The 24,511-nt window shown below is 59.7% G+C and carries 22 protein-coding genes; 9 read left to right on the forward strand and 13 right to left on the reverse strand.

The genetic code is table 11. The features are described from left to right. Position 1: 1 nt before the first annotated feature. Positions 2-769 (reverse strand): LamB/YcsF family protein, encoded by a 768-nt coding sequence (locus tag HNQ72_RS18185; RefSeq protein ID WP_183993940.1) that lies wholly within the window; start codon positions 767-769, stop codon positions 2-4. Positions 770-1,086: 317 nt separating this feature from the next. Here HNQ72_RS18185 and HNQ72_RS18190 point away from each other — a divergent pair, with 317 nt between their 5' ends. Beyond that, on the forward strand, positions 1,087-1,743 hold the full coding sequence (locus tag HNQ72_RS18190; protein WP_183993942.1) for a GntR family transcriptional regulator: 657 nt from the start codon (positions 1,087-1,089) through the stop codon (positions 1,741-1,743). Positions 1,744-1,789: 46 nt separating this feature from the next. Here the strand turns inward: HNQ72_RS18190 and HNQ72_RS18195 are convergent, their stop codons facing one another. From HNQ72_RS18195 to HNQ72_RS18240, 10 genes are all read right to left on the reverse strand, one after another. Further along, entirely contained in the window at positions 1,790-2,335 is a 546-nt protein-coding gene (locus HNQ72_RS18195; protein WP_183993944.1) for a gluconokinase, read from the reverse strand. Next, a complete protein-coding gene (locus tag HNQ72_RS18200; protein ID WP_183993946.1) occupies positions 2,304-3,071 on the reverse strand; it encodes an SDR family oxidoreductase in 768 nt (255 codons plus the stop codon). The genes HNQ72_RS18195 and HNQ72_RS18200 overlap by 32 nt, the downstream gene beginning before the upstream one ends. A 215-nt stretch (positions 3,072-3,286) precedes the next feature. After that, entirely contained in the window at positions 3,287-4,126 is an 840-nt protein-coding gene (locus HNQ72_RS18205; RefSeq protein ID WP_244654447.1) for a MurR/RpiR family transcriptional regulator, read from the reverse strand. Between the two features lie 98 nt (positions 4,127-4,224). After that, the gene (locus tag HNQ72_RS18210) at positions 4,225-4,902 is read right to left on the reverse strand and encodes an aspartate/glutamate racemase family protein (RefSeq protein WP_183993950.1); all 678 of its coding nucleotides are present in this window, start codon (positions 4,900-4,902) and stop codon (positions 4,225-4,227) included. Between the two features lie 66 nt (positions 4,903-4,968). After that, positions 4,969-5,937 (reverse strand): ABC transporter ATP-binding protein, encoded by a 969-nt coding sequence (locus HNQ72_RS18215; protein ID WP_183993952.1) that lies wholly within the window; start codon positions 5,935-5,937, stop codon positions 4,969-4,971. A gap of 1 nt (position 5,938) precedes the next feature. Further along, complete coding sequence (locus HNQ72_RS18220; protein WP_183993954.1) at positions 5,939-7,012, reverse strand: ABC transporter ATP-binding protein; 1,074 nt, start codon at positions 7,010-7,012, stop codon at positions 5,939-5,941. Then, positions 7,009-7,899 (reverse strand): ABC transporter permease, encoded by an 891-nt coding sequence (locus HNQ72_RS18225; RefSeq protein ID WP_183993956.1) that lies wholly within the window; start codon positions 7,897-7,899, stop codon positions 7,009-7,011. Before HNQ72_RS18225 ends, HNQ72_RS18220 begins: the two co-directional genes overlap by 4 nt. Before the next feature lie 2 nt (positions 7,900-7,901). After that, complete coding sequence (locus HNQ72_RS18230; protein ID WP_183993958.1) at positions 7,902-8,855, reverse strand: ABC transporter permease; 954 nt, start codon at positions 8,853-8,855, stop codon at positions 7,902-7,904. Between the two features lie 67 nt (positions 8,856-8,922). Beyond that, complete coding sequence (locus tag HNQ72_RS18235; RefSeq protein ID WP_183993960.1) at positions 8,923-10,566, reverse strand: ABC transporter substrate-binding protein; 1,644 nt, start codon at positions 10,564-10,566, stop codon at positions 8,923-8,925. Positions 10,567-10,924: 358 nt separating this feature from the next. Further along, positions 10,925-11,809 carry a LysR family transcriptional regulator gene (locus tag HNQ72_RS18240; protein WP_183993962.1) on the reverse strand — a complete coding sequence of 295 codons (885 nt, stop codon included), beginning with the start codon at positions 11,807-11,809 and terminating at the stop codon, positions 10,925-10,927. A 143-nt stretch (positions 11,810-11,952) separates the two neighbouring features. Here HNQ72_RS18240 and HNQ72_RS18245 point away from each other — a divergent pair, with 143 nt between their 5' ends. Beyond that, a complete protein-coding gene (locus HNQ72_RS18245; protein ID WP_373289471.1) occupies positions 11,953-13,098 on the forward strand; it encodes an L-talarate/galactarate dehydratase in 1,146 nt (381 codons plus the stop codon). A gap of 1 nt (position 13,099) precedes the next feature. Here HNQ72_RS18245 and HNQ72_RS18250 read toward each other — a convergent pair whose 3' ends face one another. Then, positions 13,100-14,125, reverse strand: a complete 1,026-nt coding sequence (locus HNQ72_RS18250) for a LacI family DNA-binding transcriptional regulator (RefSeq protein WP_183993966.1) — start codon at positions 14,123-14,125, stop codon at positions 13,100-13,102. A gap of 237 nt (positions 14,126-14,362) precedes the next feature. Here HNQ72_RS18250 and HNQ72_RS18255 point away from each other — a divergent pair, with 237 nt between their 5' ends. The 5 genes from HNQ72_RS18255 (at position 14,363) to araD (ending at position 20,127) form a co-directional block, all read left to right on the forward strand. Further along, positions 14,363-15,343 carry a Bug family tripartite tricarboxylate transporter substrate binding protein gene (locus HNQ72_RS18255; RefSeq protein ID WP_183993968.1) on the forward strand — a complete coding sequence of 327 codons (981 nt, stop codon included), beginning with the start codon at positions 14,363-14,365 and terminating at the stop codon, positions 15,341-15,343. Positions 15,344-15,405: 62 nt separating this feature from the next. Continuing rightward, positions 15,406-15,885: a tripartite tricarboxylate transporter TctB family protein gene (locus HNQ72_RS18260; protein ID WP_183993970.1), complete on the forward strand. Its 480-nt coding sequence runs from the start codon at positions 15,406-15,408 to the stop codon at positions 15,883-15,885. A 53-nt stretch (positions 15,886-15,938) separates the two neighbouring features. After that, the gene (locus HNQ72_RS18265; protein ID WP_183993972.1) at positions 15,939-17,438 is read left to right on the forward strand and encodes a tripartite tricarboxylate transporter permease; all 1,500 of its coding nucleotides are present in this window, start codon (positions 15,939-15,941) and stop codon (positions 17,436-17,438) included. 6 nt (positions 17,439-17,444) lie between these two features. Beyond that, positions 17,445-18,347 (forward strand): dihydrodipicolinate synthase family protein, encoded by a 903-nt coding sequence (locus HNQ72_RS18270; RefSeq protein WP_183993974.1) that lies wholly within the window; start codon positions 17,445-17,447, stop codon positions 18,345-18,347. Positions 18,348-18,387: 40 nt separating this feature from the next. Beyond that, entirely contained in the window at positions 18,388-20,127 is a 1,740-nt protein-coding gene (araD, locus tag HNQ72_RS18275; RefSeq protein ID WP_183993976.1) for an L-arabinonate dehydratase, read from the forward strand. An 80-nt stretch (positions 20,128-20,207) separates the two neighbouring features. Here araD and HNQ72_RS18280 read toward each other — a convergent pair whose 3' ends face one another. Then, positions 20,208-21,569 carry a formimidoylglutamate deiminase gene (locus HNQ72_RS18280; protein ID WP_183994425.1) on the reverse strand — a complete coding sequence of 454 codons (1,362 nt, stop codon included), beginning with the start codon at positions 21,567-21,569 and terminating at the stop codon, positions 20,208-20,210. Positions 21,570-21,686: 117 nt separating this feature from the next. On the opposite strand from HNQ72_RS18280, the gene hutI reads away from it, so the two are divergent. Together hutI and hutH are read left to right on the forward strand one after the other, a co-directional pair. After that, positions 21,687-22,976 carry an imidazolonepropionase gene (hutI, locus tag HNQ72_RS18285; RefSeq protein WP_183993978.1) on the forward strand — a complete coding sequence of 430 codons (1,290 nt, stop codon included), beginning with the start codon at positions 21,687-21,689 and terminating at the stop codon, positions 22,974-22,976. After that, positions 22,973-24,508: a histidine ammonia-lyase gene (hutH, locus tag HNQ72_RS18290; protein WP_183993980.1), complete on the forward strand. Its 1,536-nt coding sequence runs from the start codon at positions 22,973-22,975 to the stop codon at positions 24,506-24,508. The genes hutI and hutH overlap by 4 nt, the downstream gene beginning before the upstream one ends. Positions 24,509-24,511: the final 3 nt, after the last annotated feature.

The raw sequence follows: 24,511 nt of genomic DNA on the forward strand, positions 1-24,511 counted from the left end.
TTCAGGCAACCGCGGTAAAGGATCGGATGGTCAGGCCGGACTGCTCGAATTTTTCGCGCAGGCGCTTGGCCATGGCAACGGCGCCTTCGCTGTCGCCGTGCACGCAGATCGATTGCGCATCGACCTTGGTGAGCGTGCCGTCGATCGCCTCGATCACGCCTTCCTTGACCATACGCACCATGCGTTCGGCAATCAGGTCGGGATCGTGCAGGACGGAACCCTTTTCACGACGCGATACGAGATTGCCTTCCGGCGTATAGGCACGGTCGGCAAAGGCTTCTGCGACGACAGTCAGGCCGGCGGTGCGGGCCTGTTCGACAAGCTGCGAGCCGGCAAGCGCCATCAGCACCAGCGACGGATCGACGGCCAGAATGGCATCAATGACATCCCTGGCCTGGCGGGCGTCAATGGCGATCGTGTTGTAGAGCGCGCCATGCGGCTTCACATAGGTGACGCGGGTGCCGGCGGCCTTGGCGAGACCCTGAAGCGCGCCGATCTGGTAGATCACGTCGCCGATCAGTTCTTCGCTCGTCGGGTCCATGTTGCGGCGGCCGAAACCGGCAAGGTCGCGATAACCGACATGGGCGCCGATGGCGACGCCGCGCTCGGCTGCTGCCTTCACTGTCTTGAGAATACCGGCCGGGTCGCCCGCATGAAAACCGCAGGCTACATTGGCGCTGCTGACGATATCGAGCATGGCGGAATCATCGCCCATCTTCCAGGCTCCGAAGCTCTCGCCCAAGTCACTGTTGATGTCGATGGTCAGCATGAAACTCCGTCCGTCCTGATAAGTTGACTAAACGCTAACAAAGGCGAACAATACTGTCCAGAGTGTTGAACAATTTTTGTGTATTGCTCTACAAATGGTCAATTGCTCAATATTTGCGCAGAAGATGGATTCTGCACGGATAAGTTCGCTTTCCGCCTCTGCCTTCAGTTCATTTTGCTTGTGAGTGGCTTGGAAGCGCATTACCGAAAATGAAAAGCTCGTCCGAAGCGAAGGGGTAAGGCTTGGCTGCACGTAAACCGCAAGGTGATGAAACCGGATACTCAAACCTTGGCGGCAGCAACGCGACAGGATCGCGAGTGACGGAGCCTGTGCAGACGCTGGCCGAAACGGTCGCCGAGCGCATTCGCGAAAAGGTCATTTCGGGCACGCTCACGCCTGGAAGTCACCTTTCTGAAATGGTGCTTTGCGAGGAGCTTCAGGTTTCGCGAAACACGCTGCGTGAAGTCTTCCGTATCCTGACGAAGGAAGGATTGCTGCGTTACGAAGCAAATCGCGGCGTCTTCGTTTCCACGCCGAGCATGTCGACCATCATAGACATCTATCGTGTGCGGCGCTTCATCGAATGTCCTGCGCTGGCGCAGGCGCATCCGCGCCATCCGGGTATGCAGCGCATGCGGCTGGCGGTGGATGATGCGCATCTTTGCCGCGAGGCAGGAAACTGGCTCGGCGTCGGGAGTGCCGACATCTCGTTCCACTCGGCGATCGTCGAGCTTGCGGACAGCCCGCGCCTATCAAGTTTTTATGCGCATATTTCGCTGGAACTGCGCCTCGTCTTCGGCCTGCTCCAGGATCCCGAGTTTCTGCACGGCCCATTCATTGATCAGAATGGCGAAATACTGCTGGAACTTGAAGCTGGCCGCTCGGTGGCCGCGGCTGAAAAGCTGGAAGCTTATCTGCTGCGTGCCGAGCGCTTTATTCTAGGCGCTTATGCTCGTGTGGCGCCGTCGGCCTAAAATGACGGCTCCGCCGTCCGGTGGAGCCGGCTTTGTTGTTTTTAGGCTATACAAGCCTCTTCAGCCCCTCGATCGCCAGATCGGTGATCCTCTCCGGCGTGTTGTCGATATTGACGACGACGACACCAGCTTCCTCATCAGGCCTCTCCAGTGTTGCGAGCTGGCTTTCCAGAAGGCTGGTCGGCATGAAGTGGCCTTCGCGGCTGCCCATGCGCTGGGTCAGCAGGGCTCTGCTACCATCCAGAAACACGAAGGCAAGCTTTCCGCCTGCCGCCGTGCGCAAACGGTCGCGATACGCTTTCTTCAGTGACGAGCATGTCAGAACGATGCCGCTTGTCGCGTGATCGGTGAGGATCTCACCGATGCGATCGAGCCAGGGCCAGCGATCATCATCGTTGAGCGGCGTACCCGCCGACATCTTGACGATGTTCGCCTGGGGGTGAAGATCGTCGCCTTCCCGATAGGGGAGGGAGAGCGCTTCCGCCAGACGGGTGCCAAGCGAACTCTTGCCGCAGCCGGCAACACCCATCACGATGATGGGGCGCTGGAAGGCTTTTGCCTCAAAGGCTGATGGTGATGCCGCCGTCGACATAAAGCGTGTGTCCATTCACGAAAGAGGAGCCCTTGCCGGACAGAAAAACGGCCGCGCCGACCAGTTCGTCGACATTGCCCCAGCGGGCAGCCGGCGTGCGCTTTTCCAGCCATGCGGAAAATTCCGGATTGTCGACCAGCGCCTGGTTGAGCGGCGTCTTGAAATAGCCGGGTGCAATGGCGTTGACCTGCAAGCCGTGCCTGGCCCAGTCGGTGGACATGCCCTTGGTGAGGTTTTTCACCGCGCCCTTGGTTGCCGTGTAGGGCGCAATGCCCGGACGGGCGAGTTCGCTCTGCACCGAGGCGATGTTGATGATCTTGCCGTGACCGCGTGTGATCATGTGACGAGCAACGGCCTGACCGACATAAAACACGCTGGAAATATTGGTGGTCAGAAGCTGCTGCCATTTGTCGGCCGGAAAGTCTTCCAGCGGCGAACGATACTGCATGCCGGCATTGTTGATGAGGATGTCGATCGCACCGATCTCTGCTTCGATCCTGTCGATGCCTGCCGCAACCGAGGCCTGGTCCGTCGCATCGAAGGCGACGGCAAGGGCCGTAAAGCCATCGGCGGAAAGCTGTTTTTGTGCATCAGCCAGTTTCGCCTCATCGCGGCCGTTGAGAATGACTGTAGCGCCGTGCTCTGCAAGGCCGCGCGCGAGAGCCAGGCCGATACCCTGGCTGGAGCCGGTGATCAGCGCGGTTTTACCCGTCAGATCGAACAGCGGAAACGACATCAGAAATTCCTCCCGGTTCATAAGCTTCTTTGACGTTGACATAGATGTTATCGATAACATATGCAATCGAAAACAAAACTCGGGAGTATCGCCAAAACGCAGGATTTTTCTGCCTGCGCACCGATCTCGTAGCTGTCCACTTTGACGGTGGTGATCCTATGTCAGAAACACATCAACTTGCGACCGCTGCCTTTGCAGATCGCGTTCAATACAGCTCAGAGTTCTTCAAGGCTTTCATTCAGCGCTTCGATGTTTCTTAAGCGCTTGCTGCCCTCGCGGCCTGCCTTTTCGAGGCATCGGGTGATCAGCAGATGGCACAATGCCATCAGGGCCGTGTGATTGAACAGGGGGCCGGGCGCGAATGTCTGGCACTGCATGTGCCATGTCGCCCGCGTGTCGAATGGTGCGCCCTCATCGGTAATATAGAGAAGCTTGGCCTTCGATTTGCGAACCTGGGTGAGAATGGCATCGGTCTGTGCGGTTCGCCGGCGCAGGGCGAAGAAGACCACGACATCGTCCTCCCTAAGGCTGACGAAATGCTCGCCTAATGTCTGGCCGGCCGCGGGAATGGCGACGATATCTTCGATCACTTGCGTCAATTGCCACTGCAGATAAGACGCGAATGGATGGCTGCTGCGAAAGCCGATAACCCAGACTTTGCGCGCAGCCATCATCGCGCCGCTTGCGGCGTTAATCTGACTATCGGAAATGGAGAGAAACGTCGCTTCCAGATTGGCGATGCTTTGTGCCACATGCGCCTGCATGGACTGCGCAGACGACACATCCGTCGCGGTCGCCAGGAATAGACGCGAGCCGGTCTGCTTTTCTGCGCGTGCGTGGCGGCGGGCTTCCTCGTAGGTTTCGTAACCCAGGTGCTGGATGAAACGAGTGACGGTCGCCTTGGAAACATGTGCCAAGGCCGCCAATTCCTGGGCGGAATAGCTCGCGAGTTCGCCCGGAAAATCGCAGACGAATTCACCGAGCCGCTTTTCGGCGGGGCGAAGATCTGGCAAGGCCTGCCTTACGCGATAGAGGAACGACCTGTCCTTGGTCACGGGAAACTCCGCCATGTCATCTGCGGGCGGAATGTCGCGTGGAGTTGTCGCTCTTGCAACAGGAAATGTATTCCGCCGATCGTTCGAAGAGGTGCCTGTCACCGTGCGATCCTTTTCTTCGCAGGAGGCGCAGCGAGGCGGGATAGAAGCAGTTCGACGGCTGAACGGATCGGCGCGATGACCGGTGCGGATAAAAGGTGCTGCAGGTCGTCAGCTGCCTGTCCGAGTGGGCCGCCGCCGATGATTACGGCTTCTGCGCCGTCCTTTTCGAAGCACTCGCGCACCGCGACGGCCAGTGCCGCATGCAGGCGCTGAGGATCAGAGGCAAGCGCGATCGGATTGCCTGTCGTCAGCCGTGTGCCGGTGAAGAACGGGGCCAGGCCCAATGCATCGGCTTTTCCGGCAAAGCTTCCGACAAGATCCGGCGTCACTGTCGCGATGCCGAAACGTCGCCCACCGAGCGAGGCTTCCAGCATGCTCGCTTCGCATATGCCGACCACCGGAATATCGCAAATCTCTCTCAGCAGTTCGAGCCCTGGGTCGCCGAAGGCGCTGATGATCAATCCATCCGACTTGCCTGATTTGGCGAGCCCCATTTCCATGACGCTGTCAGTGGCTGCGCCAAGCTGCTCCTCATCAAGGATCATCGGCACGCCATTGGCCGCCGTGATACCCTCGATGGTGGCCTCCGCAGGCAGATATTTGCGTGCGATATCGGTCATCATGGCCGTGGTGGCCGTTGATGTATTCGGGTTTATCAGGGTGATATGCGTCATGTCTTGAGCCGTGCACGACCACACGACTGCCTCCCTTTGTCATCGCGTTTTTTATTGTGCTTCAGTTCAGGCATATTGAATGCAGGCGATATTGCCCGTCTCTCCGATCGGCTTCAAGGGCGGCACATCCCTGAGGCATATGTCCGAGGCCTGGCCGCAGCGGGGCGCAAACGCACAGCCGGGCGGCATGGCAGCAAGATCGGGTGGCGAACCGGGGATCGTCACGAGCCGGTCGCGGCCATGCGCGAGTTCGACACGGGCGCCGAGAAGGCCCTTGGTATAGGGATGTTTCGGATCACGGATGATATCGCCGACCCTGCCTTCCTCGACGATCCGGCCGGCATACATGACGGCGATGCGGTCCGCCACTTCGGCCGCGACGCCGATATCGTGGGTGACGAAAATGACAGAAAGGCCGTATTCCTTCTGCAACTCGCGGATCAGTAGCAGAATCTGGATCTGAACCGTCGCATCGAGCGCGGTCGTCGGCTCGTCGGCGAGAAGGACCTTTGGATTGCAGGCAAGCGCCATGGCGATCATCGACCGCTGCAGCATGCCGCCCGACATTTCATGCGGGTAGTTCTTCAGCCGTCGTTCGGGTGACGGGATACGCACCTTCTGGAAGAGTGCGAGTGCCCGTTCGGACGCTGCCTGCCGCGACACCTTCTCGTGCCGCATGATGGTCTCCTCGATCTGCTGGCCAATCGTGTAGACCGGATCGAGCGCGAGACGCGGCTCCTGAAAGACCATGGAGACAGTGGCACCGCGCAATTGGCCGAGTTCGCGTGTCGAAAGCCCCATCACATCGCGACCGGAAACGGTCATGCTTCCGGTGACATCCGTGCCCTTCGGATGCAGGCGAAGCAGGGAGCGCATGGTGACGCTCTTGCCCGAGCCGGATTCGCCGAGAAGCGCCACCACCTCGCCAGCCTCGACCGACAGGCTGACACCATTGACCGCCTTCACCGGTTTGCGACCACGGTGAAAAGTGACGGAGAGGTCGCGGATATCGATGACTGTCTGCTCTTCGTTCATCTCAGGCCTCCATCAGTTCGGCTGCAGGTTTTGGCGCGTGGCTGTGGCCGGAACCGGGAACCGACATCAGGCAGGCGGCCCGCTGTTCACTCGATACGACCGCAAGGGGAGGGGGCGTGGCGGAACAGACGCCTTCCGCCATGCTGCACCGGGTGTGGAACCGACAACCCGATGGCGGGTCGATCGGGTTCGGCGGGTCGCCGGAAAGCGGGGGCTCTTCGGTGCGCTCCGCCGGGTCCATCTTCGGCATGGAGGCGAGGAGGGCGGCTGAATAGGGGTGTTTTGTGTTTTCGTAGATCGCCTCACGCGTGCCGACCTCGGCGACCTTGCCGAGATACATGACCATCACCCGGTCGCACATGAAGCGCACGACATTGAGATCGTGGCTGATGAACAGGTAGGTGAGACCGAAATCGCGCTTGAGATCGAGAAGCAGGTTCAGGACCTGCGCTTCGACCGACTTGTCGAGCGCCGAAACGGCTTCGTCGAGGATGACGAGACGCGGCTCGAGCGCCAGCGCGCGGGCGATGTTGACGCGTTGCCTCTGGCCGCCGGAGAGTTCATGCGGATAACGGCCGGCAAAACGCACGGGTTCGAGGCCGACGCGGTGGAGCAGGTCATGGGCGCGGGCGATCGCCTTGGCCTGAGGCACGCCATGGACGCGGGGGGCGAATGCGATGGACTCCTCAATCGTCAGGCGCGGATTGAGCGAGGCGTAACTGTCCTGAAACACCATCTGCACCTGTCGCCGGTACTGGGCAAGCGGCAGCGCGCCGCCGACCGTTTCGCCATCGAACAGGATGTCGCCCTGATCGGGGATGATGAGCTGCATCAGAAGCCGGGCTGTGGTGGACTTGCCGCAGCCGCTTTCACCAACGACGCCGAGCGTTTCGCCTTTCAATATGTCGAAATCGACGCCATCTACGGCGCGCACGACCTTCTTCGGTTGCAGGAAGCCTGAACCCTTGACCGGGAAATGCTTGATCAGGCCTCGCGCAGAAATCAGCGGCTGGGCCGGGCCGCCGCGTTCGCCGAGCGGAAGTTCGGGAATGGTGGTTTCCGCGACTGTTCTCATGACTTCACATCCATTGCCTGGCGCAGGCCGTCCGAGAAAAGATTGAAGCATATCGAGGTGACGAAGATCATCACGCCGGGAAGGGCGGCAACTGCCGGGTTGTTGTAGATGGCAGTCCGCAGCGTGTTCAGCATCAGCCCCCACTCGGCATCCGGCGGGCGCACGCCGAGGCCGAGAAAGGAGAGGCCGGAAGCAAGGATCATCGACACCGAGATCAGGCTGGTGGCGAAGACGAAGATCGGCCCGAGCACGTTACCGAGAACATGGACGCGGATGATCGTGAATGCCGGGGCGCCAGAAGCACGCGCTGCATCAACATAGTCGAGGCTGCGGATTTGAGTGGTGACGCTTTCGGCAACACGGGCGATCTGCGGGATGAAGACGACGGTGAGCGAGACGAGTGCATTTGTCAGGCCAGAACCGAGCGCGCCGGAAAGCGCGACCGCAAGCAGAACCGAGGGGAAGGCGTAGAATACATCGACCGTGCGCATGATCAGCGTATTGGTGAGGCCACCGGCATAACCGGCGACGATGCCGATGATCGAGCCGATGACGAAGGCGATCGGTACAGGTACGACGCCCATGATGAGCGACAGGCGGGCGCCATATATCAGGCGGGAAAGCATATCGCGGCCGAGTTCGTCGGTACCGAGGAAGTAGCCTTCGGTACCGATCGGTTTCAATCTTCGGATGACGCTGCCCTTGGTCGGATCGTAAGGGGCAATATAGGGGGCGAGGATAGCGATCGCGACGATGACGATGAGGACGGCGAGTGCCGCAAGCGCCACCGGATCGCGACAGAGACGGTGAAGGACGCCGCTCCAGAAACCGGGGGATCTCGGCACGGCAATCGGTGCAGGCACGATGTCGGCTGTGATGGCGGCCATGCTCAGCTCCTCTGGATGCGCGGATCGATTGCGCTTTGCAGCACGTCGACGACGAGATTGACGAAAACGAAGAACATCGCGAGCACCAGGATCGTGCCTTGCAGGATCGGCAGGTCGCGGGTGAAGATCGCGCCGTTCAGAAGAGAGCCGGTGCCGGGCCAGGAAAAGACCGTCTCGATCAGGATTGAACCGCCGAGAAGATAACCGAGCTGCAGGCCCATGACGGAAATCGCCGTCGGCGCCGCATTTCGGATCACGTGGCGCATCACGTGTTTCGTCATCAGCCCTTTGGCAGCCAGCGCCTGAACGAAATCCTGCGACAGGATGTCTGCCACCAGCGAGCGGATGGTGCGGGCGATGATGCCCATCGGGATAACCGACATGGTGACGGCCGGCAGGATGAGATACTGGATATAATCCCAGCTGAAGCTTCGCCCATCCGAGCCGCCGGGACCACCGCCCATCGATGGAAGCCAGCCGAGCGAAACGGAAAAAGCGATGACGAGAACCATGCCAAGCCAGTAATGCGGCACGCTGACACCGAGCATGGCAAGGCCGGAGGCGATGCGGTCGATCCAGCCCCCACGGAAGACGCCGGCGATGAACCCTAGGATCGAACCGAAAGTGAAGCCGATTAGAGTGGCGGCAACTGCGAGGATGATCGAGTTGACCGAGGCGCTGAGAATTTCGGCCAGTACCGGGCGACCGGTGGCAATCGAGGTGCCGAGATCGCCTCGCAGGGCATGCCAGGCCCAGAGCGCGTATTGCAACGGAAGCGGCTGGTCGAGACCATAGAAGGAGCGCATCTGCGCCTGCAATTCTAGCGAGGCATCTGTCGGCAGAATGGCGGCGAGCGGGTCGCCCGGGGCGATATGGATGAGCATGAAGCAGACGATGCTGACCCCGATCGCGACGGGTATGACATGCAGAAGCCGTTTCAAGGCGTAGACGAGCATGAGCTTCTCCGGAAAACTTGAACGAGGGGGGATCGCGCCCTGAAGGGCACGATCCGGGCGTTGGGCATCAGGGATCGACGGTGATCGGCGAGAAATCCTGGAACCAGTTCTGCGCCTGCACGAAACCCTTGACCTTGGTGGTCATGGCCCGCGGGTTGACGTCATGCGTCACCATCAGGAACAGCGCCTCGTTGACATATTTCTCGTGGACCTGCTGCAGCACCTTGTCCTGTTCGGCGGCATCGAAGGTGGTGCGCACCTTGTTGAACAGGGCATCCATTTCCGGGTCACAGTAATAACCCCAGTTGGTGCCGTTCGGCGGTGCGAGGTTGCACTGCGACTGGCGGATGAGCGCGGTGAAGGGGTCCTGGATGAAGTAGCTGTAGTTGACAGCCGTCGCGCCCTTGGCGCTGGCATCCTTGGCGCCTGCACGCCAGACATTGATGACCGTGTTCCAGTCCATCACCTCGTATTCGACATTGATGCCGATCTCGGCGAGCGTCTGCTGGATATATTCGTTCATCGCGAGCGGCAGCATCTGGCCCGAACCGGAGGACGAGATGACGACCTTGGTGGTGATCGGCTTGTCCGGACCGTAGCCCGCTTCCGCCATCAGCTTCTTGGCTTCCTCGACATTGTATTCGAGTTTGAAGTCGGGCTTTCCGAACCACTGGTGGCCGGGCGGAAGATAGCCCTGGGCGGGAATGGACAGGCCGCCGAGCAGCTCGTTCAGGCCATCGCGGTCGACCGCGAGGTTTGCGGCCTTGCGGACGCGGACATCATTCCACGGAGAGCCTTCGACGCGGGACAGATGCCAGGTCCAGTTGTGCGGATAGGCGTTGGTAACGATGGCAAAGCCGGCATCCTTCAACGATTTGACGGAATCCGGTGCCGGGGCTTCGATCCAGTCGACCTGGCCGGAGCGCAGAGCTGCAACGCGTGTATTCGGCTCCGGCAGGGGGATCAGCACCAGCTTGTCGAGCTTCGGCATACGGGTTGCGTCCCAATAGTCCTTGTTGGGGGTCAGTTCGGCACGCTCGCGCGGGGTAAACCCGCTTTCCATTTTCCACGGGCCGGTGCCGGACGGATGCTGGGCGACCTTGTCCCAGCTCTTGCCCTGGGCTTCCCAGTTTGCTGGCGAGGACATCAGGATCCAGCTGATCTGATAGGGCAAGGTGGCGTCGGGAGACTTGGTGACGATCTCGACGGTCGTTGGGTCGATCGCCTTGTAGCTGGCAACCGCGGGAATGCGCGACTTACCCTGTGCCGACTGGCGCTGGTCGAATTGCGGGGCGTCGGTCTTCAGGAGCTTGTCGAGGTTCCAGACGACTGCATCGGCATTGAAGACGCTTCCGTCATGGAATTTCACGCCGTCACGCAGCTTGAATGTCCATTTGGTCTGGTCGGCCGGGTCGACGGTCCAGGACGTCGCGAGGCTGGGGATCAGCACGGAGGGCTTGTCGGCTTTGCTGAGGTCCCACTCAATCAGCGAATTGTAGACCGTGTATCCCATGAAGCGCTGGCCTTCGCCGCCCTGGTCCGTCTGACCGGTGGTCAGGGGAATGTCGGATGCCGTCATGCCAATCCGGAGCGTCCCGGCAGCAAATGCCGAGCTCGCAGTGGCCGCAAAAGCCACGCCGAGTATCGTTGCCGTTTGCAGGGTCTTCAAAAGTCCCCTGTCACGCCAGTTCCTCAATGATGTTTTTGTCATACCGTTCCCTCTTTTTTAATCCGTGCTGGACTTTTGCCCAGTCGAGTAAAGAGAAGCAGGTTTCATGCCAACAATTGTGAAATTGAAATTTCATAATTTGATCAATTATTTAGATTTCTTCTCCGAGGGCAAGGCGATGCGTTACAAGTGTATCTGATAAAAAATCAGGCATGGGACGGGTCAGATATGGGCAGTTGCAAACATAGGAAATGGAGACCTGAGATCAGCCATTCGCATCGGCTGTAAGAGTATAGATCCCCCTCGAAATCGCTTGGCATTGACTTTATGGTCGAGTTTTTTCGGAACTCATCCCTATTGGGATGCAGATATCTGAAAGCCTGGCTAATCCCTGCAAACCTTAGTTGTCGATGGCAGATACAAGGCCGCAGATGTCCGGCAGTAGCGCATTCCGGTTGTTCGGGCTCCAGATGGCATGAAGTTCGGCAATGCACTCTTGCTGCAGATCCATCGGGCGAAACACGACGTTGTCGAAACAAGCGTTCTGGGTACCGGCGGGCACGATTGCCAGGCCTATTCCGGCACTGACCAACGATAGGATTGCCTGCGAATGGGTCATGCTTTGAACGATCCGGGGGGTGACCGCGTTGTCAGCCATCAGTCTCGTCAGTTTGTCGTGCAGGTAGCGGGCTGGCGTCGAGAAGCTGATAAAAGGTTCGCCGTTGAGTGCATCCAGGCCAGGGCGGCGCTTGGTGGCGAGTGGATGTGCACGAGGTATGGCCAGCATCATGGGCTCATGTGCGACACAGATACTTTCGAGATGGTGTGTGCCGGCAAGCGGACGTGAGAGGCCAAGGTCGATGTCGCCGGCATTGATGGCTTGAAGCTGTTCGGACGTTTCCATCTGCACAAGCTCAAGCTCGATCTGCGGTGCTGCGGCGCGTGCCTGGCCTATGAATTTGGGCAGGAAGCTATATGTGGCGGCTCCGACAAAGGCGATCTTGATTGATCCGGCGCTGCCCCGCGCAGCCCTCCGGGTTGCCGTTATCGCGGCGTCGCTTTGCTCAAGTAACCTTTGCGCTTCGGCAAGAAACGTCATTCCCGCCGAAGTGAGTGTAACGCGGCGGCTCGTGCGCTCCACCAGTTTCACATCGAGTTCCTGCTCAAGCAGCCTGATTTGCCGGCTGAGCGGCGGCTGGGTGATGTTCAGTCGTCTGGCTGCCCGGCTGAAATTCAGCTCGGATGCCAGAATAACAAAGGATCGGACCTGACCCATATCCAACATCTATTCAATCCTTGTATTGATATTCAATAATAATCGACTTGGACTTAAATTGATCTCGAGATTATTGGTCAAGCGAGGATGGGGCTCTGAGGAGCCGAAGATGGGGTGGAAACATGGATACGCAGTTGGCAGTAGCGAATGATCTGCAAAGTACGACGGTCGGAGCCGACAGTATTGCCTGGATCAAGCTATCGTCGGTCTTCTTGCCACTGAAGACGCCGATCAGCGATGCGAAAGTGCTCACCGGGCGACAGAAGCCGCTGACGGAAGTGGCGTTCCTGTTCGCTGAAATCGAGACGAAGCACGGTCACAGCGGCATTGGCTTCAGCTATTCCAAACGTGCCGGCGGGCCGGGACAATATGAGCATGCAAAGGAAATCGCCCATGTCCTGATCGGCGAGGACCCGAACGATATAGGCAAGCTTTGGAACAAACTCTGCTGGGCGGGGGCCTCCGTTGGGCGCAGCGGGCTTGCGGTGCAGGCAATCGCTGCATTTGACGTCGCGCTGTGGGATCTGAAGGCCAAGCGTGCGGGACTGCCGCTTGCCAAACTCCTCGGCGCACATCGCGACAGCGTGCAATGCTACAACACATCTGGTGGCTTTCTTTCCTCGCCGATCGAAGAGGTGCTCGACAACGTCGAGCAGTCGATCGCTGCCGGCATTGGCGGGATCAAGATCAAGGTCGGGCAGCCGGATATGGCTGTTGACCTCAAGCGCGTCGCCGCCGTGCATGACCGGATCGGTGGCCGTGCTGCGATGATGGTCGACGCCAATCAGCAATGGGATCGCCCGAGTGCGATGCGCTTCGGCCGGCTCATGGAGCCTTATAACCTGACATGGATTGAGGAACCGCTTGATGCCTATGACGTCGAGGGGCACGCTGCGCTCGCGGCCCGGCTCGATACGCCGATCGCGACAGGCGAGATGCTGGCGAGTGTGCTGGAGCATATCGCACTCATCCAGAATAATTCCGTCGACTTCATCCAGCCGGATGCACCGCGTGTCGGCGGCATCACGCAGTTCCTGAAAATCTGTGCGCTGGCTGAGGCGAAAAAGCTGCAGCTCGCGCCGCATTTCGCCATGGAAATCCATCTGCATCTGGCTGCAGCCTACGAACTTGAGCCTTGGGTAGAGCATTTCGATTGGCTGGATCCCCTGTTCAACGAGCGGCTGGAAATCAAGGGGGGACGTATGTTGGTTCCAAACCGGCCCGGGCTGGGGATCACGCTGTCGGCGCAGGCGGGACATTGGACGCGCGGCACGGCCGAATTCGGCAAAAAACCTTGAACTAGGCGGTGCCGCGAGCAACGATGTGGAAGTCGATATCAATCATCGCCTCCACACTTGCATCACCCGCAATTTTTCGGAGAATCGAGCGGGCCGCCTTGGTGCCGATATCGCGACGGTCGATGCGGACCGTTGTCAGCGGCGGATGGGTGTGCGGCGCGAAATCGAAATCGCCGAACCCTATGATGGCGAGATCTCCCGGCATGTTGCAGCCGCGTGCATGGGCTTCCGCCAGTGCGCCATGCGCGACGACATCCGATGAGCAAAAGACGCCGAGCGAGCCTCCTCCGCGATCGAGAAGTTGCGCCATCGCCATGCGTCCGTCGCGGAAGGTGGAGGGTGAATTCATATCCAGTTCCGGCAACTCGACCTCGGCAATCCCTTTCAGCCGGTTGACGAAACCATCGCGGCGCTGAACGGCGCGCGGGTCGTTGGCGCCGACCTGCGCATAGCGGTCATAACCCCGGATCAGCAGATGCTCGGCAACCAGCCGACCGACTGCCGCATGGGAAAAGCCGACGGCGGTATCGAGCGGCGAAGGGGTGGAGTCCCATATTTCCACTATAGGCAGTGACGCGCCCGTGAGCATGGCGCGGGTTTCCTTCATGTGGGTAATGCCGGTGAGGATGATGCCGTCCGGCCGACGGGCAAGAATGGCACGGGTCAGTTCCAGCTCGCGGCCGGGGTCATAGCCTGACAGGCCGAGCAGAAGCTGATAGCCGGCGGAGACGAGTTCGGCATTCAGTCCTTCGATGGTTTCGGCAAAAATGGTGCTGGCGACCGAAGGGACGATCGCGGCGATCAGCCTCGTGCGGCGTGAAGCGAGGCCGCCGGCAAGCAGGTTTGGCACATAGCCGGTGCGGGCAATGACCTTTTCGATTGCTTCCAGTGTGTGCGGCTTGACCAGCGCCGGAGTGTTGATGGCGCGCGAAACGGTGACCGGTGAGACGCCGGCGAGTTTAGCTATATCGGCAAGCGTCACCGGACCGCCGTTCCTGATATGCTTGCTTTTATCGTAATCGGTCATGACACTCATTCCTGTGAAAATGAGTTACGCTTTCATTGTAGGTTTTATCAAGCGATAAACCGCAAAATTTAGTGATAAAAGTGCTAATTATTTGAAATTCATTATTTAAAATTTTTCTCGCCGCGGTTGCGGATGAGGATTTTGAAGTTACAATGAAAGCGCTTTCATTTCTTCGTCGGAGGGTCGGGGAATGGAAAATTGGGACCGGCAGGAGGCCGGATAAGTGGAGGAAATAATATGAAGCTCAAACGTTTCATGACGATTGCGGCCGCCGCGACTGCTATCTGTGTCGTCGGCTTGCAACCGAGCCATGCGCAGGATTATCCGACCAAGACCGTGACCGTCGTCGTACCATTCGCAGCGGGCGGCAATACCGATACGTTCGGCCGTCTCGTTGCCGAGGAATTGGACAAACGTCTTGGGCAACGTTTCATCGTAGAGAACAAGCCCGGCGCCGGTGGTAACATCGGTCTGGGCGACCTCGCTCGTTCGAAGCCTGACGGCTATACGATCGGCATGGGTACGGTTAGCTCCAACGCCATCAACCAGACACTCTACAAGACCCTGCCTTACGACAAAGAGAAGGGTTTCGCACCTATTTCGCTGATCGCCAGCCTGCCGAACGTGCTCGTTGTCAACCCGGACAAGATCAAGGCGAACAATGTAGAGGAACTGATCGCGTTCCTGAAGACCGAGCCGGGCAAGCATACCTATGCGTCCTCCGGCGTCGGCACCTCGATCCATCTGGCCGGCGAGCTTCTCGCGACCAAAGCCGGCGTCAAGATTACTCACGTGCCATACAAGGGTAGCAGTCAGGCGATCCTCGATGTCGTGGCCGGCCATGTGGATATGATGTTCGATAACATTCCAACGGCCGCCCAGCAGGTGAAGGCCGGTAAGGTGAAGGCGCTTGCTGTCACCAGCCTCGGAAAGGCCGATTTGCTGCCCGACGTGCCGACCATGGCAAACACAATTCCCGGCTTCGAGGCGACCTCGTGGCATGGCCTCTTCGCTCCTCCCGGCACGCCGCCGGAAATCGTCGAAAAGCTCAGCAAGGAAGTTCAGGCCATTATTGCGGAGCCTGCGATGCAGGAAAAACTGAAGGCGATGGGCGTGACGCCGGTCGGCAATACGTCAGCCGAATTCCAGGCCTTCATAGACAAGGAAACGGCAAAGTGGGCTGACGTCATCAAGGCCGCGAACGTGCCGCTGCAATGAGGCAATCTGCCGGCCGGATTCTGCGCCCGGCCGGCATGACTTTCACACGCGAGTATCATGCCATGCTGAAAATTAGAAACAGCCGCGACTTCGTTGGCGGCGTGACGATGATCTGTGTCGGCTTGCTGTTCATCTGGTTCGGCCAGGAACTTGAAGTCGGGAATTCCTTCCAGATGGGGCCGGGTTACTTCCCGACCATGTTGAGCCTTCTCCTGATGGCTATTGGTGCGTTGATCGTCGTGCAGTCGCTGATGGTCGATGCCGAAGCAGGTGATCCCGAAACCTGGAACTGGAAGGCCTATTTTCTGGTGATTCTTGGGCCGATCGGCTTCGGCCTCGCACTTGCGGGGCTGGGTTTGGCACCAACAATGCTGCTGCTGATCGTCGGCGTAGCAACCGCCAGCCGCTATGCCAATTGGCGACATTCAATTCTGCTTGGACTGTTTCTTGCTGCCTGTTCCGTCTTGCTTTTCACCAAGCTCCTGTCGCTTCCGGTCTCAGCCTTCGGCCCCTGGATCCCCTTTATCGGCGACCTTTTCTAGCGGGTTCTCACAAGTGCTTCCTGGCTAGCTGACGAAAACGGAATGGATTGCTTATGGATATCTTCTCTAACCTCTGGCTCGGTGCTTCGACCGCCTTCATGCCGATGAACCTGTTTTATGGCTTTATCGGCTGCCTGCTCGGCACCGCGATCGGTGTCCTGCCGGGGCTAGGGCCGACGGCCACGATCGCCATGCTGTTGCCGATCACCTTCGGCTTGCCGCCGGAATCGGCGCTGATCATGCTAGCTGGCATATTCTATGGTGCACAGTATGGCGGCTCGACCACGGCGATCCTGATCAATCTGCCGGGAGAAAGCTCCTCGGTTGTTACTGCAATCGATGGATATCAGATGGCGCGCAACGGCCGAGCCGGTGCGGCGCTTGCTACGGCGGCACTCGGTTCGTTTTTCGCCGGTACAGTGGCAACAATCCTTCTTGCTGTTGCCGCACCACCTCTAGCAGCCGTGGCACTGAATTTCGGGCCGGCGGAATATTTTTCGCTGATGGTGCTGGGACTCGTCGCTTCGGTTGCGCTTGCCAGTGGGTCGCTGTTGAAGGCATTTGCAATGATCGTCTTCGGATTGATCCTTGGCACGGTTGGCACAGATGTGGAGAGCGGCACGCCGCGTTATGTTTTTGATATTCCCGAACTCTATGACGGTTTGAACTTCGTTGCCGTTAGCATGGGTATCTTCGGGATCTGCGAAATCCTGCGCAACCTGGAAAGCGAGCACGAGCGTTCGGTGGGTGTGAAACGCGTCACCGGACTGATGCTGACCAGACAGGATATCAAGCGGATCATCGCCCCCGTCCTTCGCGGCACGGCCCTCGGTTCCTTTCTCGGGGTCCTGCCTGGCGGTGGAGCGATGCTTGCCTCATTCGCTTCCTATGCGATGGAAAAACGGATTTCCCCAAATCGCGCCGAATTCGGCAAAGGGGCGATCGAAGGCGTAGCAGCACCAGAATCCGCCAACAATGCCGGCGCACAGACCTCATTCATTCCGATGCTGACGCTCGGCATTCCCGGCAACCCGGTGATGGCGCTGATGGTCGGCGCAATGATCATACAGGGAATCACCCCCGGTCCGAACGTCATCTCGGACGAACCGGCTCTGTTCTGGGGTATGATTGTTTCAATGTGGTCGGGCAACCTCATGCTTGTCATCCTCAACCTGCCGCTGATCGGGCTCTGGGTGAAAATGCTGACCGTGCCGTATCATCTACTCTTCCCTGCCATTATCGGCTTCTGCTGCATCGGCGCCTACAGCATCAACAACAGCGTCTTCGACGTATTCGTCATGGCGGGTTTCAGCGTCATCGGCTTTGCGCTCAGCAAAATGCGGTTCGAACCGGCGCCGTTGCTTCTGGGCTTCATTCTTGGGCCGATGCTGGAAGAGAATTTGCGCCGTGCGATGCTGATCAGCCAGGGCGATCCGTCGATTTTCGTGCGCAGCCCGCTCAGCCTTTCGCTTCTGATCTTCGCCGTCGTGGTTCTGGCGCTCGTGCTTTCGCCGAGCATCAGCCGCAAGCGCGAAGAGGCATTCACGGAGTAGGAGGCAATGATGCAGGATCTGAAATCCGCCCTTACCGGCATATCCGGCATTCTGGTCACGCCTTATGATCATAACGGCGATATCCTGCCGGCGCTGCAGGAGCCGATCATCGATCGGGCGATCGCCGCGGGCGTCCATATCATGGTCGCCAATGGCAATACCGGCGAGTTTTACGCCCTGACGCTCATCGAGGCGGAGGCAATGGTGCAATCCTCGGCCGAACATGTGGCCGGCCGGGTGCCGCTGGTAGCCGGCGTCGGGCGAGGCATACGTGATGCCTGTCGGCTGGCATCCGTGTCGCGTCAAGCCGGCGCTTCGGCGCTGATGGTCCATCAGCCACCGGATCCGTTTTCCTCCCCGCAAGGGTTTGTCGATTATGTGCGGGCGGTGGCGGATGCGGCAGATGGTTTGCCGATAGTGCTTTATCTGCGCAACGATGCAATCGGCACAAAGGCGATTGCGGATCTTTGCGCGCTGCCCTCCGTCATCGGCGTCAAATGGGCAACGCCAAACCCCTTGAAACTATCGGAAGCGATGGCGGCCTGCGATCCGGAGATCGTCTGGGTGGGCGGTCTGGCGGAAATCTGGGCACCGGTATTCTATGCGGTTGGTGCGAGAGGGTTCACGTCCGGCCTCATCAATGTCTGGCCGCAAAGGTCAGTTGCCATTCATGCCGCGCTTGCGAGGGGCGACTATATGGGCGCCAACCGGCTGATCGACGGCATGAAGGACTTCGAGTCGGTGCGGGCTGAAGAGATGAACGGGACGAATGTGACCGGAGTGAAGGCCGCGCTGGCCCTGATTGGGCATGATTGTGGCCCAGCACGCCCGCCCTCGGCCTGGCCTTTGACGGAACGGCAGCAAGCAGCGCTTTCGGCTTTCATTTCAGGCAACGGAATCAGCTTCTGATGAGCCGATTGGCAGCGCCTTATGGTGCGAGGAGTGAAGAATGACGACCAGGAAAAAGACGTATGAGGAACTGCGCTCGGCGCGCTGGATGATGCCGGACGACCAGCGGTCGTTCGGCCATCGGTCGCGGACCATGCAGATGGGCTATGCGCCGGAGGACTGGGAAGGTCGGCCGATCATTGCGATCATCAACACATGGTCGGATGCGCAGCCCTGCCACATGCACTTTCGCGAACGGGCTGAATGGGTGAAGCGCGGTGTCTTGCAGGCGGGTGGCTTTCCGATGGAACTGCCGGCGCTGTCACTCTCTGAAAATTTCGTCAAACCGACGACCATGCTCTATCGCAACATGCTGGCAATGGAGACAGAGGAATTGCTCAGATCGCACCCGATTGATGGTGCGGTGCTGATGGGTGGTTGTGACAAGACCACGCCGGGACTGGTCATGGGCGCGGTGTCGATGGGATTGCCTTTCATCTACCTGCCGGCCGGGCCGATGCTGCGCGGTAATTATGCCGGAAAGGCTCTGGGCTCCGGCACAGACGGCTTCAAATATTGGGACGAACGGCGGGCCGGAACGATTTCAAAGGAGGAATGGCAGGGGATCGAAGGCGGTATCGCTCGCAGCTACGGCCATTGCATGACCATGGGCACAGCGTCCACGATGACGGCGATTGCCGAGGCGATGGGACTCACCTTGCCGAATGCTTCGTCCATTCCGGCCGCCGATGCCAACCACCAGCGCATGTCGGCCACCTGTGGCCGGCGGATCGTCGAGATGGTGTGGGAGGATCTGACGCCCGAAAAGGTGATCACGCCGGCTGCTGTCAACAACGCCGTCACAGTGGCGATGGCGACGGGCTGTTCGACCAATGCGATCATCCACCTGATCGCCATGGCGCGCCGCGCGGGCGTGCCGCTGAAACTCGATGATCTTGACCTGATCGGCCGCACGACGCCGGTTATCGCAAACATCCGTCCCTCCGGCACGACCTATCTGATGGAGGATTTCTTCTATGCCGGGGGTTTGCGGGCGCTGATGAAGCAGCTTGGCGACAAGCTGGATCCGACCGCTATCACCGTTACAGGCAAGCCGCTCACGGATGGGCTGGATGATGCGAAGATCTGGAACGAGGATGTCATCCGGCCGCTGTCCAACCCCGTCTATCACGAAGGGTCGCTGGCTGTCTTGAAGGGCAATCTTTGTCCGGATGGAGCCGTGATTAAGCCCGCGGCCTGCGATCCGAAATTTCACCGGCACCAGGGTCCGGCATTGGTAGCGGACAGCTATCCGGAACTGAAGAAAATTATCGATGATCCCGATTATCCACTGACGCCGGAGACGGTGCTGGTGCTGCGCAATGCCGGGCCGCAGGGCGGACCGGGAATGCCGGAATGGGGGATGATCCCGATGCCGAAGGCGCTTTTGAAACTCGGCCTGCGAGACATGGTGCGGATTTCCGATGCCCGCATGTCGGGAACGAGTTTCGGGGCCTGCGTGCTGCATGCCGCACCGGAAGCCTTTGTCGGCGGGCCGCTGGCCCTGTTGAAAACCGGAGATATGGTGGAGCTCGACATTCCGGCCCGCAGCCTCAACATGCTCGTCCCGGATGATGAACTGGCGGCACGCAAGGCTGCCTGGGTACCACCCGAGCCACTCTACGAGCGGGGCTACGGCTTTATGTTCACCAAACATATCGAACAGGCAGACAAGGGCTGTGATTTCGATTTTCTGAAGACAGAATTCGGTGCCAAAGTGTCTGAGCCGGTGATCAATTAAGCAAGCGTTGAGGGGGGCGAAATGCCCCCCGTAGTGCGTCTCATGTTCAGGCCCAGCGCAAAGTCGCCTTCAATCGTCGCTTAACCGCCAAGCAGGGCCTGCATTGTTTTTGCGAAGTGTGTCCGGATCTTGTCTCTTGCAACGTGCCGGCCTTTGACGACCTTCTTTTTGCCTGCAGCCCAGACACTGTCGACTGTGACATCTCCACCAAAAATCCAGTTATCAAGCAGGCTGTCCTCCGCGAGATAGAGCGCATTGCCGGTATCAAGAGCAACGATATCGGCAGGAGCGCCGCTGACCAGCCCCGCCTTCGCGGCAAGAGCCTGCGCCCCGCCATAAATAGCCGCGTCGAAAAGGCGGCGACCGGTTGATCCGTTCGGTGCTGCAATGACGTTGCGGGCGCGATGGGCGAGGCGCTGCGAATATTCAAGCTGTCGCAATTCGCCCGGCAGCGAGATCTGCACGTTGCTGTCCGATCCGACGCCGAGGCGACCACCTTTCGCAAGGAATGCGGAGGCTGCAAAGGTGCCGTCGCCTAGATTGGCTTCTGTGATCGGGCAGAGGCCCGCCACCGCGCCGCTCACCGCCATATTCGTCACTTCCTGATCGGTCAGATGGGTGGCGTGGATCAGACACCAGCGATCATCGACCGGCGCATGATCCAGCAGCCACTCGACCGGGCGCGCGCCGGACCAGGCGATGCAATCCTCCACTTCCTTCGTCTGTTCGGCGACATGAATATGCACAGGACCGCCTTCGGCCAAGGGCAGAATAGCGGTCAGTTCGTCGGGTGTTGCGGCGCGCAGGCTGTGCGGTGCTATGCCGAGCTGCATGCCGGGAAGCGACGCCTGCATCTTCCGGCAGGCGTCCATCAGCCGGCCAAAACTCTCGATCGAATTGATGAAACGGCGCTGGCCGTCGATCGGCTTCTGCCCGCCAAAACCCGAATGCGCGTAAAAGACTGGCAACAGCGTCAGGCCGATACCTGTCTGCGAACTTGCAGCGCCAATCCGCTCCGCATGTTCGGCAATGTTGGCATAATGTGAGCCGTCACGACCGTGATGCAGATAGTGGAACTCGCCGACGCGGCAGAAACCGGCTTCGAGCATTTCCATATAGAGCTGTGCCGCAACCGCCTCGATCTGTTCCGGCGTCATCTGCAGGGCAAACCGATACATCAGGACACGCCAGCTCCAGAAGCTGTCGTCACTGGGCCCGCGAAGTTCGGCGAGGCCGGACATGGCGCGCTGGAAGGCATGGCTGTGCAGATTGCTCATGGCCGGGACGAGAACCGAATGCCGCTCGTCGGTCGCCTCGGCGTCCACTCCGATATCGATATTCGAGATCATCCCGCCCGTCACCGAGATACGCACATTGGAGGCCCATCCCTGCGGCAGGAGAGCTGAGCCTGCATGAAGCGTCGAAGCAGCCGAATTGGTCATGATTGCCGGTCCGTCGTTGGATTGTCTGATCACGGGTGTATCGTCGGGTGAAAGAACATGCTTGCCAAGATGATCATTATGTATATACATGTTTACCCATAATGAAAGGCGCAATCAATGTGCGGGAACGAAAACTTGGGCAGTGTTTCTTCCGTTCATCCCGGCGTTCACACGGGCATCACCGTGTGGACAAACGCGCATCTGGCGACCCTTGCCGAGGGCGCGCAGGGGCTTGGCATCATCGAAAATGGTGCGGTTGCGGCAAGCGACGGACGGATCGTCTTTGTCGGCGCGCAAGCCGATCTCCCTGCGGATTTGAAGGATGCCGCCTCGATCATCGATTGCGAGGGGCGCTGGATCACGCCGGGCCTGATCGACTGCCATACGCATATTATCTTCGGCGGTGACCGCGCGATGGAATTCGAGATGCGGCTGGAAGGCGCGACTTATGAGGAAGTAGCGCGCGCAGGCGGCGGCATAGTTTCCTCCGTCAAGGCAACCAATGCGCTTTCCGTCGAAGGATTGGTCGCAGCAGCTCTACCGCGCGTCGACACCCTGCTAGCCGAAGGTGTCTCGACGCTTGAGATCAAGTCAGGTTACGGGCTTTCGATCGAAGGCGAACTCAACATGTTGCGCGCCGCGCGTGCGCTGGAAAAACTTCGGCCGGTCCGCGTCGTGACTTCCTATCTCGCGGCTCATGCAACACCTGTCGAATACAAGGGCCGCAACGGCGACTATATCACCGATATCGTGCTGCCCGGCATGGACAAGGCCCATGCGGAAGGCCTGATCGATGCTGTCGATGGTTTTTGCGAGGGCATTGCCTTTTCGGTCGATGAGATGGTCCGTGTCTTCGATCATGCCAAGGCGCTCGGCATCCCAGTAAAGCTCCATGCCGAACAGCTGTCGAATCTCGGTGGGGCGAGGATGGCGGCGTCCTATGGCGCGCTGTCTGCCGACCACCTGGAATATCTCGATGCCGAAGGCGCTGCGGCCATGGCCGAAGCCGGCACGGTGGCTGTGATCCTGCCCGGCGCCTTCTACGCCATCAATGAAACCCGAAAGCCGCCGATCCAGTCGCTGCGCGATGCCGGCGTCAAGATCGCAATTGCCACCGACTGCAATCCCGGCACGTCTCCGCTGACCTCTCTTCTTCTGACGATGAACATGTCGGCAACCCTGTTTCGCCTGACGGTCGACGAATGTATTGTCGGCGCCACGCGCGAGGCGGCGCGTGCGCTGGGCCTTCTAGGGCAAACAGGAACGCTGGAAGTCGGCAAGTCCGCCGATCTTGCCATCTGGAATATTCTGCGCCCTGCGGAGCTCGTCTACCGCATCGGCTTCAATCCGCTCCATTCCCGCATCTTCAAAGGCCAGACCATCAGGGGCCAGCAGGTATCCGCATGACGATCACGCTTCATCCGGGCAGCGTCCCGCTTGCCGATCTCGCCAATATCTATTGGAACAACGAGCCGGCCGTCCTCGACCGCTCCTTCGATGCGGGCATCGAAAAAGGCGCCCGTCGCATCGCCGAGATCGCGGCCGGCAATGCGCCGGTCTATGGTATCAATACAGGCTTCGGCAAACTGGCCTCGATCAAGATCGACAGCGCCGATCTTGCCACGCTGCAGCGCAATCTCATCCTGTCGCATTGCTGCGGGATCGGCGCTCCCCTGCCGGAAAACGTCGTGCGGCTGATCATGGCGCTGAAGCTGATCTCGCTCGGTCGCGGCGCGTCCGGCGTCCGGCTGGATCTGGTGCGCCTGATCGAGGGCATGCTGGAAAAGGGCGTCATCCCGGTCATCCCTGAAAAAGGTTCGGTCGGCGCTTCCGGCGACCTTGCACCGCTTGCCCATATGGCAGCCTCGATGATGGGCGAGGGCGAGGCCTTTTTCGATGGCGAACGGATGGCTTCCGCCGATGCGCTTGCCAAGGCGGATCTGGCACCGGTCGTTCTCGCCGCCAAGGAAGGGTTGGCGCTGATCAACGGCACGCAGACTTCGACGGCGCTGGCGCTTGCCGGCCTGTTTCGCGCCCATCGCGCCGCCCAGACCGCGCTTGTGACGGGGGCATTGTCCACCGATGCGGCCATGGGGTCTTCCGCCCCGTTCCATCCGGACATCCATACGCTGCGCGGCCACAAGGGCCAGATCGATGCCGGTGCGGCACTGCGCCAGCTGCTGACCGGTTCCGAAATCCGTGAAAGCCATATCGAAGGCGACGAGCGTGTGCAGGATCCTTATTGCATCCGCTGCCAGCCGCAGGTGGATGGCGCCTGCCTCGACCTGTTGCGCCAGGTTGCCCGCACGCTGGAAATCGAAGCCAATGCGGTGACCGACAATCCGCTGGTTCTTTCCGATAACGAAGTCGTTTCGGGCGGCAATTTCCATGCGGAACCGGTCGCCTTCGCCGCCGACCAGACGGCGCTTGCCATCTGCGAAATCGGAGCGATCGCCCAGCGCCGTGTAGCGCTTCTGGTCGACCCGGCCCTGTCCTACGGGCTGCCGGCATTTCTCTCGAAGAAGCCGGGCCTGAATTCCGGTTTGATGATCGCCGAAGTCACCTCTGCGGCATTGATGAGCGAAAACAAGCAGATGTCGCATCCGGCGTCCGTGGATTCGACGCCGACATCGGCCAATCAGGAAGATCATGTTTCCATGGCCTGCCACGGAGCACGCCGGCTGCTGGCGATGACCGAAAACCTGTTCGGCATTCTCGGCATCGAGGCGCTTGCCGCGGTTCAGGGCGTCGAGCTGCGCGGCCCGTTGAAGACCAGCCCGGAACTGCAGAAGGCCGCCGGCGTGCTGCGCTCTGCCGTGCCGTCGCTCGAAGACGATCGTTACATGGCGCCGGATCTTGCTGCCGCGAGTGCGCTTGTCGCAAGCGGTGCGCTCGCCTCTGCCATCTCTCCCGGCATCCTGCCGGTACTCGACATCTGATTG

It is taken from the genome of Aliirhizobium wenxiniae, assembly GCF_014201355.1.
Classification (GTDB): domain Bacteria; phylum Pseudomonadota; class Alphaproteobacteria; order Rhizobiales; family Rhizobiaceae; genus Neorhizobium; species Neorhizobium wenxiniae.